Source organism: Allosphingosinicella sp., assembly GCF_036387615.1.
GTDB lineage: Bacteria > Pseudomonadota > Alphaproteobacteria > Sphingomonadales > Sphingomonadaceae > Allosphingosinicella.
The window spans coordinates 88329-102451 of sequence record NZ_DASVTH010000060.1 but is presented as its reverse complement, the minus strand read 5'-3'; the positions used below and the strand labels follow the sequence as shown (position 1 = coordinate 102451).

16 protein-coding genes are annotated in these 14123 nt (G+C 64.9%); 11 read left to right on the top strand and 5 right to left on the bottom strand.

All coding sequences use genetic code 11. The features are described 5' to 3' along the window. Positions 1 to 34: 34 nt before the first annotated feature. Positions 35 to 457, bottom strand: a complete 423-nt coding sequence (locus VF631_RS12895; protein ID WP_431850715.1) for a NepR family anti-sigma factor — start codon at positions 455 to 457, stop codon at positions 35 to 37. Between the two features lie 86 nt (positions 458 to 543). On the opposite strand from VF631_RS12895, the gene VF631_RS12890 reads away from it, so the two are divergent. The 5 genes from VF631_RS12890 (at position 544) to VF631_RS12870 (ending at position 5766) form a co-directional block, all read left to right on the top strand. Beyond that, entirely contained in the window at positions 544 to 1338 is a 795-nt protein-coding gene (locus VF631_RS12890; RefSeq protein ID WP_431850714.1) for a response regulator, read from the top strand. Between the two features lie 87 nt (positions 1339 to 1425). Next, the gene (locus VF631_RS12885) at positions 1426 to 1563 is read left to right on the top strand and encodes a hypothetical protein (RefSeq protein WP_431850713.1); all 138 of its coding nucleotides are present in this window, start codon (positions 1426 to 1428) and stop codon (positions 1561 to 1563) included. Between the two features lie 76 nt (positions 1564 to 1639). Further along, positions 1640 to 2320: a sigma-70 family RNA polymerase sigma factor gene (locus tag VF631_RS12880; RefSeq protein ID WP_431850771.1), complete on the top strand. Its 681-nt coding sequence runs from the start codon at positions 1640 to 1642 to the stop codon at positions 2318 to 2320. A 277-nt stretch (positions 2321 to 2597) separates the two neighbouring features. Next, a complete protein-coding gene (glnE, locus tag VF631_RS12875; RefSeq protein WP_431850712.1) occupies positions 2598 to 5300 on the top strand; it encodes a bifunctional [glutamate--ammonia ligase]-adenylyl-L-tyrosine phosphorylase/[glutamate--ammonia-ligase] adenylyltransferase in 2703 nt (900 codons plus the stop codon). A gap of 1 nt (position 5301) precedes the next feature. Then, positions 5302 to 5766 carry a peroxiredoxin gene (locus tag VF631_RS12870; RefSeq protein WP_431850711.1) on the top strand — a complete coding sequence of 155 codons (465 nt, stop codon included), beginning with the start codon at positions 5302 to 5304 and terminating at the stop codon, positions 5764 to 5766. A 10-nt stretch (positions 5767 to 5776) separates the two neighbouring features. On the opposite strand, the gene VF631_RS12865 is transcribed toward VF631_RS12870, so the two are convergent. Both VF631_RS12865 and VF631_RS12860 read right to left on the bottom strand, forming a co-directional pair. After that, positions 5777 to 6319: a hypothetical protein gene (locus VF631_RS12865; protein WP_431850710.1), complete on the bottom strand. Its 543-nt coding sequence runs from the start codon at positions 6317 to 6319 to the stop codon at positions 5777 to 5779. Between the two features lie 74 nt (positions 6320 to 6393). Continuing rightward, the gene (locus tag VF631_RS12860) at positions 6394 to 7029 is read right to left on the bottom strand and encodes a hypothetical protein (protein WP_431850709.1); all 636 of its coding nucleotides are present in this window, start codon (positions 7027 to 7029) and stop codon (positions 6394 to 6396) included. A 252-nt stretch (positions 7030 to 7281) separates the two neighbouring features. On the opposite strand from VF631_RS12860, the gene VF631_RS12855 reads away from it, so the two are divergent. Together VF631_RS12855 and VF631_RS12850 are read left to right on the top strand one after the other, a co-directional pair. Next, positions 7282 to 9552 (top strand): ATP-grasp domain-containing protein, encoded by a 2271-nt coding sequence (locus tag VF631_RS12855; protein ID WP_431850708.1) that lies wholly within the window; start codon positions 7282 to 7284, stop codon positions 9550 to 9552. Beyond that, the gene (locus VF631_RS12850; protein WP_431850707.1) at positions 9533 to 10195 is read left to right on the top strand and encodes a hypothetical protein; all 663 of its coding nucleotides are present in this window, start codon (positions 9533 to 9535) and stop codon (positions 10193 to 10195) included. Before VF631_RS12855 ends, VF631_RS12850 begins: the two co-directional genes overlap by 20 nt. 4 nt (positions 10196 to 10199) lie before the next feature. Here the strand turns inward: VF631_RS12850 and VF631_RS12845 are convergent, their stop codons facing one another. Next, on the bottom strand, positions 10200 to 11132 hold the full coding sequence (locus VF631_RS12845; RefSeq protein ID WP_431850706.1) for an oxygenase MpaB family protein: 933 nt from the start codon (positions 11130 to 11132) through the stop codon (positions 10200 to 10202). A 98-nt stretch (positions 11133 to 11230) separates the two neighbouring features. Here VF631_RS12845 and VF631_RS12840 point away from each other — a divergent pair, with 98 nt between their 5' ends. Continuing rightward, positions 11231 to 11458 carry a DUF2188 domain-containing protein gene (locus tag VF631_RS12840; RefSeq protein ID WP_431850705.1) on the top strand — a complete coding sequence of 76 codons (228 nt, stop codon included), beginning with the start codon at positions 11231 to 11233 and terminating at the stop codon, positions 11456 to 11458. A gap of 46 nt (positions 11459 to 11504) precedes the next feature. Here the strand turns inward: VF631_RS12840 and rarD are convergent, their stop codons facing one another. Continuing rightward, complete coding sequence (gene rarD / locus VF631_RS12835; protein ID WP_431850704.1) at positions 11505 to 12416, bottom strand: EamA family transporter RarD; 912 nt, start codon at positions 12414 to 12416, stop codon at positions 11505 to 11507. A 95-nt stretch (positions 12417 to 12511) separates the two neighbouring features. Between rarD and VF631_RS12830 the strand changes: the two genes are divergently transcribed. The 3 genes from VF631_RS12830 to VF631_RS12820 all read left to right on the top strand — a co-directional run bounded on the left by VF631_RS12830 (position 12512) and on the right by VF631_RS12820 (position 14119). Further along, on the top strand, positions 12512 to 13021 hold the full coding sequence (locus tag VF631_RS12830) for a hypothetical protein (protein ID WP_431850703.1): 510 nt from the start codon (positions 12512 to 12514) through the stop codon (positions 13019 to 13021). Positions 13022 to 13027: 6 nt separating this feature from the next. Further along, the gene (locus VF631_RS12825; protein ID WP_431850702.1) at positions 13028 to 13414 is read left to right on the top strand and encodes a ribose-phosphate pyrophosphokinase; all 387 of its coding nucleotides are present in this window, start codon (positions 13028 to 13030) and stop codon (positions 13412 to 13414) included. Between the two features lie 63 nt (positions 13415 to 13477). Then, positions 13478 to 14119, top strand: a complete 642-nt coding sequence (locus tag VF631_RS12820) for a hypothetical protein (protein WP_431850701.1) — start codon at positions 13478 to 13480, stop codon at positions 14117 to 14119. Positions 14120 to 14123: the final 4 nt, after the last annotated feature.

Sequence of the window (14123 nt, the reverse complement as noted above, 5' to 3'; positions counted from 1 at the left end):
CGTTTGCAGTTGCGGTTGCTCCCGACCGGCTCCTTCAGTTCAGCTTGCCAAGCAGGTCGAGCAGATCGTCGGGAATTTGTTCGTTCACAGTCTGCTGGTAGGCTGATCGGAGCGCGCTTCCGAGTTCGGGCGAATCCGACCGCTTTTTGCGTCTGGTAACCCGTGTTCCGGTCATTTCGATTTCCCCGCCGACTTCCGCTCTGGGTCGACGCTCCCCATCCTTTTCACGTGCGAATGTCAAAATTGTCCACCCCTCGCGGATTTGTGAGCCGCGCCCGCTTTTCTCTCGTTCTGACGCCTTGCGCGAGAGCGCTTGAACGCCGCTCGCCGGATGCTCGGAGCCAAGCACGATGAGCGCCGATATGACGCCCGTGCGGGCTTGGAAACAAAAAAGTCCGGCGTTGGTTCCACCCTTTCGAAACGGGCAGTCGGGGGCGTTCCAACTTGGTTTCCACACCTGACCGCGCTCTTGGGGGCGGACTTGCAATGCGTAACGCAGCCGATCACAAGACCGCTTAATTTCGAATAGGAGTCGTAACGATTATGTCGCTCGGTCAGGAACTCGCGCCGCATCTCCCCTTTCTCCGGCGTTATGCCCGTGCCCTGACCGGCAGCCAGGGACATGGCGATGCTTTCGTGCGCGCGACCCTGGAAGCGATCGTGGCCGCCCCCAACGATTTCCCTCGCAACGTCGATCCCCGGCTCGGGCTCTACCGCACCTTCCACGCAATCTGGTCGTCCGCGAACATCGAGGAGGACCTGGACGAGACCGGAGACGACGATGCGCAGGGAATCGCGCAAGCGCGCCTGGCCCGCATCACGCCTTTGTCGCGTCAGGCGTTGCTCCTGACGGCGATGGAGGGCTTCACGCCCGAGGACGCAGGTTATCTGATCGCGGCAGAGCCGGATGAGGTGGAGTCGCTGGTCGCCGAAGCGCTCGCCGAGATCGAGCGCCAGACTCGCGCGGAAGTGCTGATCATCGAAGATGAGCCGATTATCGCAATGGATATCGAAACGATCGTGCGCGATCTCGGCCACAGCGTGACCGGAGTTGCCGTTACGCGCGACGAGGCGGTTTCGCAGGCGATGGCGCGCCGGCCGGGGCTGGTGCTCGCCGACATCCAGCTGGCCGACGACAGCTCCGGCATCGACGCGGTCAAAGACATTCTGGCCGAGTTCCAGGTGCCGGTCATCTTCATCACCGCTTTCCCGGAGCGGCTGCTGACCGGCGAGCGGCCCGAGCCGACCTTCCTCATCACCAAACCGTTTCAGCGGTCAACGGTGAAGGCGGCGATCGCTCAGGCACTCTTCTTCGATCGCGCTACCGTGCCGGCCTGACCGACGGTTCCATTCGTTACGCCAAGGGAACCCCGCCGGAAGGCGGGCGTTGCGGCATCAAGTATCGAAACAGGATTGATTGCATCGATGGTCGAACCGGAATCTCATCTCAACAAGACCGAAGCGCGTGCCGGGACGACGCCACATGTCGCGCGCGTGGTTCTGGTTGTCGGCACGCTCCTCACGATCATCGCGTTCGCGATCATCTTGATTAGCTTCTCCTAACACATACGTTGGCTGGGACGGTTTGGGCCGGCTTATCCCGGCGCCGATCATGATGTTCAAAGCATTTGGGGGCTCGATGGCGGGCGATAAGCCAGCATTGCTCGACGACGAAGCGACCGAACGCGAACCGCCGGTTCCGCTTCCGGATAACGAGTTCAAGGACCAGCTCGCGCAGGTCATCCCGCATCTGCGCGCGTTCGGGCGCTCGCTCTCGGGGAGCCGCGACCTTGCCGACGATCTCGTTCAGGAGACGCTGCTGAAGGCCTGGGCGGCACGAAAGCGCTTCCAAGCCGGTACGAACATGCGGGCGTGGACCTTTATCATTCTTCGCAACCTGTTCCTCTCGCAGATGAGGCGGGCTCGCTTCAAGGGCGAGTGGGACGAGCTGACCGCGTCCAAGCTGCTCGCTGCGCCGGCCAGCCAGGATCGACATGTCGAGCTTGGCGACATGCAGCGAGCACTGATGCATTTGCCGCAGCCGCAGCGGGAGGCTCTGATTCTGGTTGGAGCCGGCGGGTTTGCCTATGAGGAGGCGGCCGAGATCTGCGGCTGCGCCGTTGGCACCATCAAAAGTCGCGTAGCGCGCGGCCGCGTTGCGCTCGAGGCATTGCTCGCGGATGGCAAGCTCCCCTCACGTCGCGATCATGAGACCGATGCGAACAAAACGGCGCTGCAGACGATCATGAGCGAAGTCGACGACCTCAGCCGTGATCGCGACCCGGGTGGTCGCATTTTCGATCAGGATGATCTCGACTGAACTTGTGGGAACTCGCGGCCGCTCAGTCCAGCTTGGCGAGCAGTTCTTCGAACATCTTGAGCGAGCGCAGCTCGCCGTCCATCGCGAAGGCCTCGCGCAAAGCGTTGCCGACCCCGGCGTGAATGGTGGGCGGAGCCACCTTCACAAATCGCCTTGAGGAGGAATGCATCATGGCTTCTCTTCTTGGATTCAGCGTATTCACGCATGTTAGAACGACCGTGCGGCGTTCGGGTTGCAACCGTTGCGCCGCCCGAACGGAACTGATCCGGCTTGTGACATGAGCGCTACAATTGGTGACCAGGCGGTTAAGCGCGCACTAGAACGAGCTCGGCACCATGCGCCTTTCCTGAAGCTTCAGCTCGAAAGGTGCGATCTGGTTCGCAGCGCGCTCGATACGGGTAACCTCGGTCAAGCGATTGAGATCGCGGTGAAATGTGCAGAAGGCACGGCGGATGTAGGGACAGCTTTGCGCAGGGAACGAGCGGCGCTCGCACTTGCGCTTGGGATCGGAGATCTGGCGGGAGCCTTGCCCCTGGAGAGGGTGGTCGAGAGCTTGTCGGACTTCGCCGACCGGGCGTTGGAAGCAGCGCTCGCGGCGGTGATCAGCGGCCGGACACCGGGCGCGGAACCCCGCGGATTCGTGGTGATCGCACTCGGCAAGCACGGCAGCCGCGAACTCAACTACTCGTCCGATATCGACGTGCTCTTCCTCTACGATCCGGCAACCCTGCCGCGGCGAGCGCGTGAAGAAGCCGGGCAGGCGGCAGTGCGGGTCGCGCAGCAGGTGACCGAACTTCTCCAGAAGCGAGATGGTGAGGGCTATGTGTTCCGCGTCGATCTGCGACTGCGCCCCTCCCCCGAGGTGACGCCCATCGCGCTTCCGGCCGACGCTGCCATTTCCCACTATGAATCGAGCGCGCTCCCTTGGGAGCGGGCTGCGTTCATCCGCGCGCGCGTCGCTGCGGGCGACCAGGAACTCGGACGCTATTTCCTGGATGCCATTCACCCGTTCGTCTGGCGCCGATCGCTCGATTTCGGCGCGATCGCCGAGCTCCAGTCGGTCACGGGGCGCATTCGCGACCATTATGCCGAAGGGCAGGGTTTCGGCCCGGGCTACGACGTGAAACGCGGACGCGGCGGCATCCGGGAGATCGAATTCTATGCCCAGATGCATCAGCTCATCCATGGCGGGCGCGAGCCGGCGCTTCGCGAACCTGCGACTCTCCCGGCGCTGACGGCGCTGGCCGAGGCTGGACGTATTCCGCGGGAGGAGGCCGACGACCTGGCGGCCGCGTATCGGCTGCTCCGCACGATCGAGCATCGCCTGCAGATGGTCGACGACCGGCAGACGCATAGCCTTCCCGAGGACGGGCAGGCGCTGGACAATGTCGCCCGGCTGCATGGGCTTGAAACGGGCGAGGAGCTGCTCTCGGTCCTGCGCCCTCACGTAGAGCGCGTGGCCGCAATCTATACGGGGCTCGGGCCGGAAACTCAGACCAGCTTGCCGTTGGCTCGGGACCGGTTGGAGGTGCGCCTTGCCGGGGCCGGATTAACGGACCCGGGCGCGGCGGCGAGCCGGATCGAGGCATGGCGGTCGGGCAAGCCGCGCTCGTTGCGGACGGCGGCGGCGCGCGAGGCGTTCGAAGCGATGCTGCCGGGCCTCGTCGAAGCTTTTGGCGCCGCGCCGGACGGCATGCGGGCGATCAACCGCTTCGATGATCTGGTGATGCGACTGCCAAGCGGGGTCAACTTCTTCCGGTTGCTGGAGGCGCGCCCGGAAATCGGCAAGGTCCTGGCGACCCTGCTGTGCCATGCACCGGCTCTGGCCGATCAGCTCGGCCGCCGGCCGGAGCTGATCGAGGGCCTGATTGACTCCTCGGCATTCACGCCGCCGCCCGCTGTCGAGGAGCTTGTGGCGGATTTTTCCCGCGCGGAACGCGTGGACGAAGACTACGAGCTGGTGCTGGACCGCGTGCGCAGGCGCGTGAACGAACGCCGCTTCGCGCTCGGCGCCCAGCTTGTGCTCGCAAGGACGGATCCGCTGGACGTTGCGGAGGGGTACTCCCGCGTAGCGGAGGCGGCCGTGAATGTGCTGACCGCCGCCGCCGCCGCCGAGTTCGAAAGCGCTCACGGGCGCGTGCCCGGATCGGAGCTGCTGATCCTAGGTCTTGGCCGGCTCGGCGGCGAGGCGCTGACCTATGCCTCCGACCTTGACCTCGTCTACCTGTTCAGCGGCACCCACGAGACCGCCTCGGACGGAGCAAAACCGCTCCGCGCGACCGATTATTTCAATCGCCTGGCGCCCCGGGTCACTGCGGCGTTGAGCGTCGCCACCGCGGCCGGGCCATTGTACGACATCGACACGCGCCTGCGTCCCTCCGGCAAGGACGGATTGCTCGCTATCTCGCTGCCCAGCTTTTCCGACTACCAGCAGCATCAAGCCTGGACCTGGGAGCATATGGCCTTGACCCGCGCTCGTCCCGTCTATGGGTCGGAAGGAGGCCGGGCAGCGCTCGCGCACGTCGTGAGAGACGCGCTCGCCAAGCCGCGCGACCCGGCCAAGGTCACGGCGGACGCGGTCGCAATGCGCCGCGACATGGCACGGCACAAGCCGGCCAGCGGTCCTTTCGACATCAAGCTCGGCGATGGAGGGCTGGTCGATCTGGAGTTCGCGGTCCACACGCTGCAACTGCGCCACGGCATCGCGCTGCATCCCCGACTTGAGGATGCACTCGCCGATCTGGTGGGCGCCGGTCTGGTTTCACCCGAGATTGACCCCGCCTTGCGCCTGCTGACCCGAATGCTGGTCACGTTCCGCCTCGTCTTGCCAAGCTCTGGCGAGCCGCCGCCCGCTTCGCGCCCGCTGGTTGCGCGAGCGTGCGGACTGCCGGACTGGGACAGTCTGCTTGCAGCGCATCGGGAGGCGCGGCAGAGGGTGGCGGATCTGTGGGGCGCGGTCGCCCGAGCCGGCGGAGACTGACATGTTGCAAGAAGGCAATTCGGTTCCGGACGTCAAAATGGAGGGGCCGGAGGGAAAGTCGGTCAGCCCGGCCGATTTCTCCGGGCAGAAACTGGTCGTCTATTTCTACCCCAAGGACGATACGAGCGGCTGCACGAAGGAAGCTCAGGACTTCACTGCTCTGGCCGACCAGTTCACGGCGGCGGGCACGTGGGTGCTTGGCGTTTCAAAGGACAATGCGGCCAAGCACCGCAAGTTCACGGAGAAATATGAGCTGAAGGTTCCGCTCGCGACCGACGTTGACGGCTCAGCATGCGAAGCGTTCGGCGTCTGGGTCGAGAAGTCGATGTACGGCCGCAAATATATGGGGATCGAGCGCGCGACCTTTCTGGTCGACCGGGATGGCGTGGTGAAGCGCGTCTGGCGCAAGGTCAGTGTGCCCGGCCATGCCGAGGAGGTGCTTCGCGCGGCCGAGGAGCTGACTTGAGCCGCGTCGATCAATAGCCTTTCAGGCACACCTTTTGGACGAACAGCTCCCCATCCACGCTGGAAATCTCTGCAACCGCGGGGTTCTTCAGCGGGTCTCCCATCTCGCGCACCACCAGCCGCTCGACCTTGGACGACGGTTTCGCCCTGAGCTGTTTCACGCCTAGTGGACGGCCGAGCCCGTCGGTCGCGGTGATCGTCGCGGTGGCACCCGCGGGGGCGGAATAGTCGATCACGAAGTTGCTGAACTGACCGGTGCAGCCCTCGCCCGCCGCCAGTCGGAAGGCGGCGGCGTCGGTCACCCGAAGTCCGTTCGGCGTCAGCATGTGCTCGCCGGAGGAGATCTGCTGTCCCGCCGAGAAGGTGCGCGCTACCGCCTCGAAGCAGCCCAAGCGCACCGGCTCCTGCCCGATCGAAGCGGCGCCACCTCCCGTTAGATCGGCGCAGGCCGAATAAGGCGCCTTTTCATAAGACCGGTCGTACATCGGCCCGACTACCGCGCAGCCGCTCGCCAGCACGATCATCGGCGCACTCACCAGGTTCTTCGAAACCATAAGCCCCCCACAGCCAGTTTCCGTCGCCACCCTTCCAAATGCCCGGGCGCGACGCAAGCGGCGAGTGAGGGTGTCTAGGCGGTCGCGGTCGCCCAGACCGACGGCGCGGACGAGCGGTTGACGTCCGGAAAGGGGATCATTGCGCGAAACTCGTCGCTGAACACGCCGTCTACCCGGATGCTGAAGGACAGCGCGCCGGTGTGGTCCGCACCATGATATTGATTGACCGTGTCGAACCACGCCGAATGGCCGGCGACGTCGAGCCGTTCGCCCGTTTCAGGGTTCAGCATGTAAAAGGGCTTGTCGAGATTGGTTCGGAACCAGATGAATTCGTGGCACAGTTCCGCGCTGGCATGGTCGCGGTGCGCTGAAACGGCTCGGCCGCTCTCGTCATAGATGATCATCATCCGGGCCGTGCCCTTGAACGGCAGGGTCCCGATGAAATCCATCAGCTCCGGGAATGCCGCGGCTTCGTCGCTCGGCTCCCAAAGCTCCGTCCGGTTCAGATCGTAATAGTCCTCGTCGCGCACCGAGCGGGACAGGTACACCATTCTTGAACCGGGGAGCCTGGGCGCGGCGTCCTTCAGCAGGAAGGGCCCCGTGCAGAATTGCAGATCCCGCGCGGCGTCGATCCGCCATTCGATTCGCTCCCGCACATAGAGGTCCAACGCTCGCAGCCGATCCACATCGATATGGGAATCGAGATCCATGTAGCTCGGGTAGGCAGCGGGAGGGCTCACGAGCGCAGGCCGGCCGTGTCGGTTTCGTAACGTTCGGGGAACCGGAACGGCCCTGTTCCGTTCAGCCGCAACGGAATTAAAAAATATTGGGGCATACTAACCTCTGTTAATTCAAGTGTATAGCGTTCTGAATAGTAGCAAACATCTCAATCGGACATAACCTCTTTCAGGTCGTTCGAACCTCTTGCAAGCCTGCTCCGGGCTGAAGGACAGCTATACGTTGTGACGATAAAAGTTTATGTGAGCGGATTGTATTGCGGTGGCAACCCGCAGCCCGGCGTCGGTATTGTTCGGTCACTTCGGTCCGCCTTTCCCAAGGCGGCATTGATCGGCGTCGAATACTCGAATCGCGTTTCCGGTATTCATTGGGGAGAGCTGGACGATGTCTGGCTCCAGCGTCCGTGGGACGAGCTTGACCTGACCACCTACGCCGATTCCGTGCGGGAGGTGCTCGATTCCGGCGCTTTCTGGATATCGGGAAGCGATCTCGAAGCCATGTGGCTCGCGAGCATCTTCCCCGACGGCCACCGGAATCTTCTCGCGCCGCCGGTGGGGGCGCTGAAGCGGATCACCAAGCCTGCCGTCGAGGCGGCGCAGGGGCTGCCGGTCAAGGTTCCGACCTTTGTCTCGACCGAGCTCAGCGATTGGGATCTTCACGCCTTTTGCCGTCAGCATAATTGGCGCGTGTGGCTGAAGGGTCCCTATTACGATGCCGCGCGCACGCCGAGCTGGGATGTGTTCGAGGCCGCCCGCAACGCACTCTCCAAGGTCTGGTCGACCCAGAAGCTCTACCTCCAGGCGCATGTCAGCGGCTACGAGGAGTCCGTCATGCTGGCCGCCTACCAGGGCGAGCTGCTCGGCGCGGTCAGCATGCGCAAGCGGGACATCACGCCCGAGGGCAAGACCTGGGCGGGCGACGTCACCGAGGTTTCGGATGAGTTCCTTCGGCCGCTGCGCCGAATGGTCAAGGAACTGAACTGGAGCGGCGGCGGCGAGCTGGAAATGGTCCGCGATCCCGCCGGCCAGCTCTGGCTGCTCGAGATGAACCCGCGTTTCCCTGCATGGGTGCATGGCGCGACGCTTGCGGGGCACAACCTGCCGGGTCTGCTCGTCGCAGGCGCGACCGGAGTCGCTCCCAAGCCATCGCTTGCGCATGGCGAGGAGTTCACCCGGGTCGTGCTCGAAGTGCCGGTCCGCAAGGATTACCCGCTGCCGCCTCTCCCCGAGCCCTTTGCCGGCGCGGTTGGGCATTCGATGAAGCATCCGTCGGGCCTGCCTTCGCTCGCCGAGCGGATGCACAAGGCGGAGACCGACCTGATCGAGATCATCAACGACGGTGCGGACGAGCAGCAGGTTGCGCCCGTGCCAGAGTCGATGATGGCGGACCTCAACTCATACGACTTCGCCCAGGTGCAGACGCCGCAATTCCTGTTCATGGATTCGACCGCCGCCGGCCTGTTCAAGGCTGCTTCGGAGCGGGCGCACCGGCTCAGCACCAACCAGGTCGAGGTCATCACCGGCTATTCGATCAAGACCAACCCGGACAAGAGGTTGATCAAGCTGGCGCTCGACAACGGCTTTCTTGCCGAGGCGATCAGCCTGGCCGAAGTGCAATCCGCCCTGGAAGTCGGCTTCCGCGCCGATCAGGTAATTCTTAACGGCCCCGGCAAATGGTGGCCGGAAGGGATGATGCCGAAGGAGCGGATGCACGCGGTCTTCTGTGACAGCGTCGCTGACCTCGATCGCTGCGTCGCCGCGATCAAATCGGGCGAGATGAGCTCGAAGCATGTCGGCATTCGGATCCGCACACCGAACATCAGGTCCCGGTTCGGCATCCCGCTCGACAGCCCCGAGACGTTCGGCAAGCTCGTCGAGGCCGTGAAGCGGCTGCCGACCGACACCGCATTCGGGGTCCACTTTCATATGGCGAGCGCCAATGTCGGCGTCGCGCAATGGTGGCACCTGTTCGAATCGGTCCTGAAATGGTGCCGTGCGATCGAGAAGCTGACCGGGCGCGAGATAGAATTGCTCGACATGGGCGGCGGCTGGTTTCCGGACGATGTTCATGACGGCGATGAGGATCGGTTCGTCAAAGCGGTCGAAACGGTTCGTGCCATGCTCCCTCACGTTCGCCAGATCGCGTCGGAGCCGGGCAAGGCGATGGCTCAGCCCTCCATGGCGCTCGCTATGCGCGTGCTGGAGATCCAGGAGCACGAAGACGATTACGTCGAAGCCGTGGTCGATGGCTCGATCGCCGAGCTACCCATGTACTTCTTCTATCCGCACCGGATGCTGCGACAGTGCGGCCAATCGGGCGAATGGCAGCCGCTGAAGCGCGGCAAGACACACCTCATGGGCCGGCTTTGCATGGAGCACGACATTGTCGCGGCCAATGTCCAGCTCCCGGAAGGGACGCGCGCCGGCGACCTTCTGATCTTTTGCGACGCCGGCGGTTACGACAGGAGCATGTCCTATGTATTTGGCCGCGGCTGAAAAGCGTTCCGATCTGATCATCGATGAGCCGCGCGGGCGCTCCCGCTGCAGCGCAAAATGGCAGGATTTCCCGCACTCCGCGTTGGCCCACCATGCGGAAGGCTGCTGCGATGTCGCGCGGGAGTGGGTGCTTGCGATGGACTTCGCCCAGCTCAATGGCGGCGACCTCGCCAGCGGGCCGCGCTGGATGCGGCAGAAGTATAAGTGGGGTCCGACCTCCTGGCCGATCTACTGGTGTGACGCGGTGTCGCGCGATACTCTCGACTGTGGCGCCCATGCGGCGCTCGCGCACGAGGCGTTCACCGCCCGCGGGCTGACCAGCTTTCCGGCCCAGTTCGTCCAGCAATATACCAAGGATGCGACCAGCCAGTGGCTGAAGAAATGGACGGACGACGACGTCTCGTGCCACTGGATCGACGACGAGGTGATCTACCACGAAGGCGTCGCGCTGCTGATCGACGGCGAAGAGGAGATCAAGCTTTGGGACGCCAGCGCCGGCTGGTGGATCAACCCTCGCCAACAGCCGCAAGGCTATGGCAGCCTGCTTGCGGTGCGCGTGTTCGCGAAGGGTCCGTTCGGCGGCGGCGACGGCCTGCGCTGGGGGGAGCACCGTATCCAGCCCGGGGTGTGGCACGAATTCTGATTCCCTAGCGGGTCCGTTTCGCCCAGGCGGACTGCAGATGATCGATTGGCAGTCCGAGCCGCACGCAGGCCTGGGCAGCAGGGCTGGTGTCCAGCCTGAGCCGCTGCGCAAGGCGGCTGGCGGCTCGGAGCAGTCGCTCCTCGGCCGGTCCCAGGTCCCAGCCTTTCCCGAGCTGGAGCTGCCGACGCGCCCAGGCGGGCAGGATGCTGATCGCCGCTCGAACGAGCATTGGTTGGAGCAGCCGCGCGCCTGGCGGCAGGACCGGCGCCTGCTGCATAATGCCGAGAAACTCGAGAAGAATGGGGGATGCGACCAGTTCCGGCGCCATTGAGTCGAGGATTCTCGCCATGTCCGCTCGGCAAGCCGGCGGCTCCGGCACGCCGTAGAGTCGGCCGGCTTCGACCCCTTCGGCGTAGAAGGCGTCTTGCTCGGTGGCGCTTAGCGGGTGGACGAAGTTCGTGAACCCCTGCAGAAATCCGAACGCGGCGGTGGCGTGTACCCAGGTCAGTAATTCGGGGTCGTTCGCGCTATAAGGGAGACCGCCCGGCGTTGTCCCGCTCACGCCCTCATGCAGGCGAACGATGCGCCCGATCATCGTCTCGGCGACGCTGCGGGGCCCATAGACGGTGACCATAGCGGCCAATCCCGTACGCTGCAGCCGCTCGATCGGCGCGCCGCGAAAGCTGCTGTGAGCCCAAACGCCCTCGCGTACCCGCGGCTCGGCAAGTTCCAGGATCACCGCGGCGATTCCACCCACGAACAGGCTGACGGGATTTCGGAATACCTGCCAGCAGACCGAGTCAGGGCCGGCTAGCGCCGGCTCACCTGGCGGATAGGCGAAATCGACCTTGCCTCCGGCTTCCAGGTAGGACTTAGTCGTGCGCTCGACGAGTCCCTGCAGGCCAAGGGGGAGCTTAAGGGGTCCGTGCCGGCGCATCGGAGCGCGAACGAGCCGCCCGGCCGGGAGGTTGCCGCTGCTTGTCCTACTCTCAGCCGATGGATTAGGGTGCCGCAAGCAAGGGGGAGGAGGACGACATGGTCGGACGCAATTTCTGGGCGGTTCAGCAGGACGGGGGCTGGATCGTGCGCGAGGAGGGACTGCCGGACAGCACGACGAAGCATCCGAGCGAGGACGAGGCCTGGACGGCGGCGAAGGAGCGGGCGGCGGCGCTGCACGGCGAAGCGTTTCTGCAGAACGACATGGGCGAAATCTGCGCCCGCGAGAACTTTCGCGAGCTGCCAAGGGATTTCAGCCCGGTCTAGATTATCAGCATTCCGCATCTTGTGAGCCTTGCCACAGCTCGGCAAGTCAGAGCGTCGCCGCGCGCTCCCGCGCCGCTACCCGGCCGAGCCGCCAGCCCTCGGCAGCGAAGATGACCAGCGCAATCCAGATTGCGCCGAAGCAGATGATGTGAGCGGTCGAAAGACGCTCGCCGAACAGCAGCACCGCCAGCAGGAACTGGATAGACGGGGCGATATATTGGAGGAAGCCGAGCGTGGAGTAAGGCAGTCGCTTGGCCGCCGCGGTAAACAGTAGCAACGGCACTGCGGTGACCGCGCCCGCCAGGACCAGCAAGGCGATCGTGAGGCCGTCCATGCCGAGTCCTCCGCTGCCCGAGCGATTAAGCCACAGGATCCAGCCGAGCGCGATCGGCGTCAGGATCGCCGTCTCGATGGTCAGGCCCTCCAGCGCGTCGACCGGCGACACCTTGCGGATGTAACCGTAGAGGGCGAAGCTGACCGCGAGCGACAAGCTGATCCACAGCCCCTCGCCCGCCCCGAAGGCGAGCACCGCCACGCCGGCCGCGGCCAGCGCCACCGCGAAAGTTCGGGCGGGGCTGAGTCGTTCGCCGAGCAGTGCCACGCCGAGCAGCACGTTGACGAGCGGGTTAAGATAATAGCCGAGGCTGCCTTCCAGCACATGGCCGTTCATCACCGCCCAGACCCAGATCAGCCAGTTCGCTCCGATCAAAGCTGCGGTGACGGTGAGGATACCGAGCATGCGCGAGCTGACGGCCGCGCGCACCGCCGGCCAGCGCTTCCAAAGAACCACCAGGGCCGCGAGGAAAAGCACCGACCAGACGATGCGATGCGCGACGATCTCGGTCGGGCGGACGCTCGCAAGTAGTTTGAAGTAGAGCGGCAGAAAGCCCCACATCAGATAGGCTCCGAGCCCGAACAGGAGCCCGGCCCGGGTGCGGCGATGCTGGTCTTCGGACATGGCGGCGCGCCTAAAGGAGGCTTGTGGCGCTCACAAGGCGGGCTCGACTGAGTTGGCGGATGCGCTAAGCTTCGTCGTTGCTGCAGGAGGAATCGATGCGTTCGGTGTTGGTGATTGGCACGGCGGCTCTGCTCCTTGCCGGCTGCGAAGTGAGCGTGAAGCGGGAAGGCGAGGCGAAGGCGGAGGGCGCGGCTCCGGCCCAAAGCGCGGCGCGGGACGGCGAAATTTCGATCGACACGCCGGGTTTCGACATGAAGCTCGACATTCCGGCGGCGCTGCGATCGCAGATCAGCGGCGACAGCGACATCATCTATCCCGGATCTCAGGTGAACGGCCTCAACGTCACCGCCGACCAGGACAACGGCAAGGGCCGCAGCCAAGTGCAGATGCGATTCACCAGCGCGGACGCGCCGGCCAAGGTGGCCGCCTGGTATCGCGATCCGACCCGCGCCGAGACGCTCGCCGGGGTTTCCGTCCAACAGGAGGGGCCGGGCTTCCGGATCAAAGGCACCGGCAAGGACGGCGGCGATCCGTTCGATCTGCGCCTCTCGGCCGCCCCGGGCGGCGGCACGCAGGCGGAGCTCAATCTCCAAAACCGCAGCTGACGCCCGATGGCGGCGCTGGCCGAGCCCGAAGAGGTGCGCCAGCATCTGATCGCGGCAGCCCGCTCGGGCGCGGCGCTGACCTATTCAGAGCTGCTGGAGCGGCTCGGCTACACCTTCTCCCGGCCCAAGATGCGGGCGCTGTGCGCCATCCTGACGGCTGTCGACGAGGACGCCGAAGCGCGCGGGGAGCCCGAGTTGGCGGTACTCGTCGTGCGGCAAAGCGACGGCATTCCCGGCCAGGGCTGGTGGGTCGCCGGCGGCGCGCGCAGCCGAGGCTATTGTGGGCCGTGGGATGGACCGGAGGCGGATCGCTTCATCAAGGGCGTGCAGGCGGAAAGCTTTGACTTCTGGCAGTCCCGCGCCGGTACAGGTGATTGCGAGACGGGCGATTAACCAGCTTCGCTCACCCATCGCTCGGGGTTTTGCGGCATAGCCTCAGGTGAGGAGCTGTTTGCCATGTCGCCCAAAGCCACACTGTCCCTTGTTACGGTCCTCGCCTTGACGCTCGGCGCCTGCCAGCGGGGCGAGGAGGTCGCCAAGCTCGACAACCAGATCGCGGGGAACGATGCCGATCCCGCCATGACCAGCGCGCTGGAGGATCAGATCCTCGTCGACCCAGCGCTGACCCAGCAATCCAACAAGAACGCGGTGCGTCCGGCCGAAACTCCGATGCAGGCGCAGTATCCTACCGAGAACGGCCCGGCAGGCGCCGCCGAGCAGGCCCGGCTGAGCCTCATGAACGGCGACGGGGCAGGCTGCGGCAATGGCCCCTTCAACTACGATATGGCTTGGGCCAAGCGGCTTCCGGCCGACCTCTCGCTGTATCCGAACGCCCGCGTGACGGAGGCGGCTGGGAATAACGAGCGCGGCTGCTCGATGCGCGTGGTCACCTTCGCCAGCGCGGACAGGCCGGAGCGCGTGCTCGAGTTCTACCGCGGCCGCGCGCTCAACGCCGGCTATTCCGCCGAGCAGCAGCGCCGTGAGGGCGATCACGTGCTGGCCGGCACCAATCCCCGCAACGGCGGCCATTATTACCTGATCGTCACGCCGAAGCCCGCCGGCTCCGAAGTCGCGCTGATCGCCAACAACGGCGCCTGATCCC

Excerpts from the sequence above, each read along its gene's own strand:
- VF631_RS12850 (WP_431850707.1), top strand. The coding sequence starts at position 9,533 with ATGTATTTGGCCGCGGCTGAAAAGCGTTCCGATCTGATCATCGATGAG.
- VF631_RS12820 (WP_431850701.1), top strand. The coding sequence starts at position 13,478 with ATGTCGCCCAAAGCCACACTGTCCCTTGTTACGGTCCTCGCCTTGACG.
- VF631_RS12885 (WP_431850713.1), top strand. The coding sequence starts at position 1,426 with ATGGTCGAACCGGAATCTCATCTCAACAAGACCGAAGCGCGTGCCGGG.
- VF631_RS12860 (WP_431850709.1), bottom strand. The coding sequence starts at position 7,029 with ATGGATCTCGATTCCCATATCGATGTGGATCGGCTGCGAGCGTTGGAC.
- VF631_RS12825 (WP_431850702.1), top strand. The coding sequence starts at position 13,028 with ATGGCGGCGCTGGCCGAGCCCGAAGAGGTGCGCCAGCATCTGATCGCG.
- glnE (WP_431850712.1), top strand. The coding sequence starts at position 2,598 with ATGAGCGCTACAATTGGTGACCAGGCGGTTAAGCGCGCACTAGAACGA.
- VF631_RS12890 (WP_431850714.1), top strand. The coding sequence starts at position 544 with ATGTCGCTCGGTCAGGAACTCGCGCCGCATCTCCCCTTTCTCCGGCGT.
- VF631_RS12845 (WP_431850706.1), bottom strand. The coding sequence starts at position 11,132 with ATGCGCCGGCACGGACCCCTTAAGCTCCCCCTTGGCCTGCAGGGACTC.
- VF631_RS12840 (WP_431850705.1), top strand. The coding sequence starts at position 11,231 with ATGGTCGGACGCAATTTCTGGGCGGTTCAGCAGGACGGGGGCTGGATC.
- VF631_RS12830 (WP_431850703.1), top strand. The coding sequence starts at position 12,512 with ATGCGTTCGGTGTTGGTGATTGGCACGGCGGCTCTGCTCCTTGCCGGC.
- VF631_RS12870 (WP_431850711.1), top strand. The coding sequence starts at position 5,302 with ATGTTGCAAGAAGGCAATTCGGTTCCGGACGTCAAAATGGAGGGGCCG.
- rarD (WP_431850704.1), bottom strand. The coding sequence starts at position 12,416 with ATGTCCGAAGACCAGCATCGCCGCACCCGGGCCGGGCTCCTGTTCGGG.
- VF631_RS12880 (WP_431850771.1), top strand. The coding sequence starts at position 1,640 with ATGGCGGGCGATAAGCCAGCATTGCTCGACGACGAAGCGACCGAACGC.
- VF631_RS12865 (WP_431850710.1), bottom strand. The coding sequence starts at position 6,319 with ATGGTTTCGAAGAACCTGGTGAGTGCGCCGATGATCGTGCTGGCGAGC.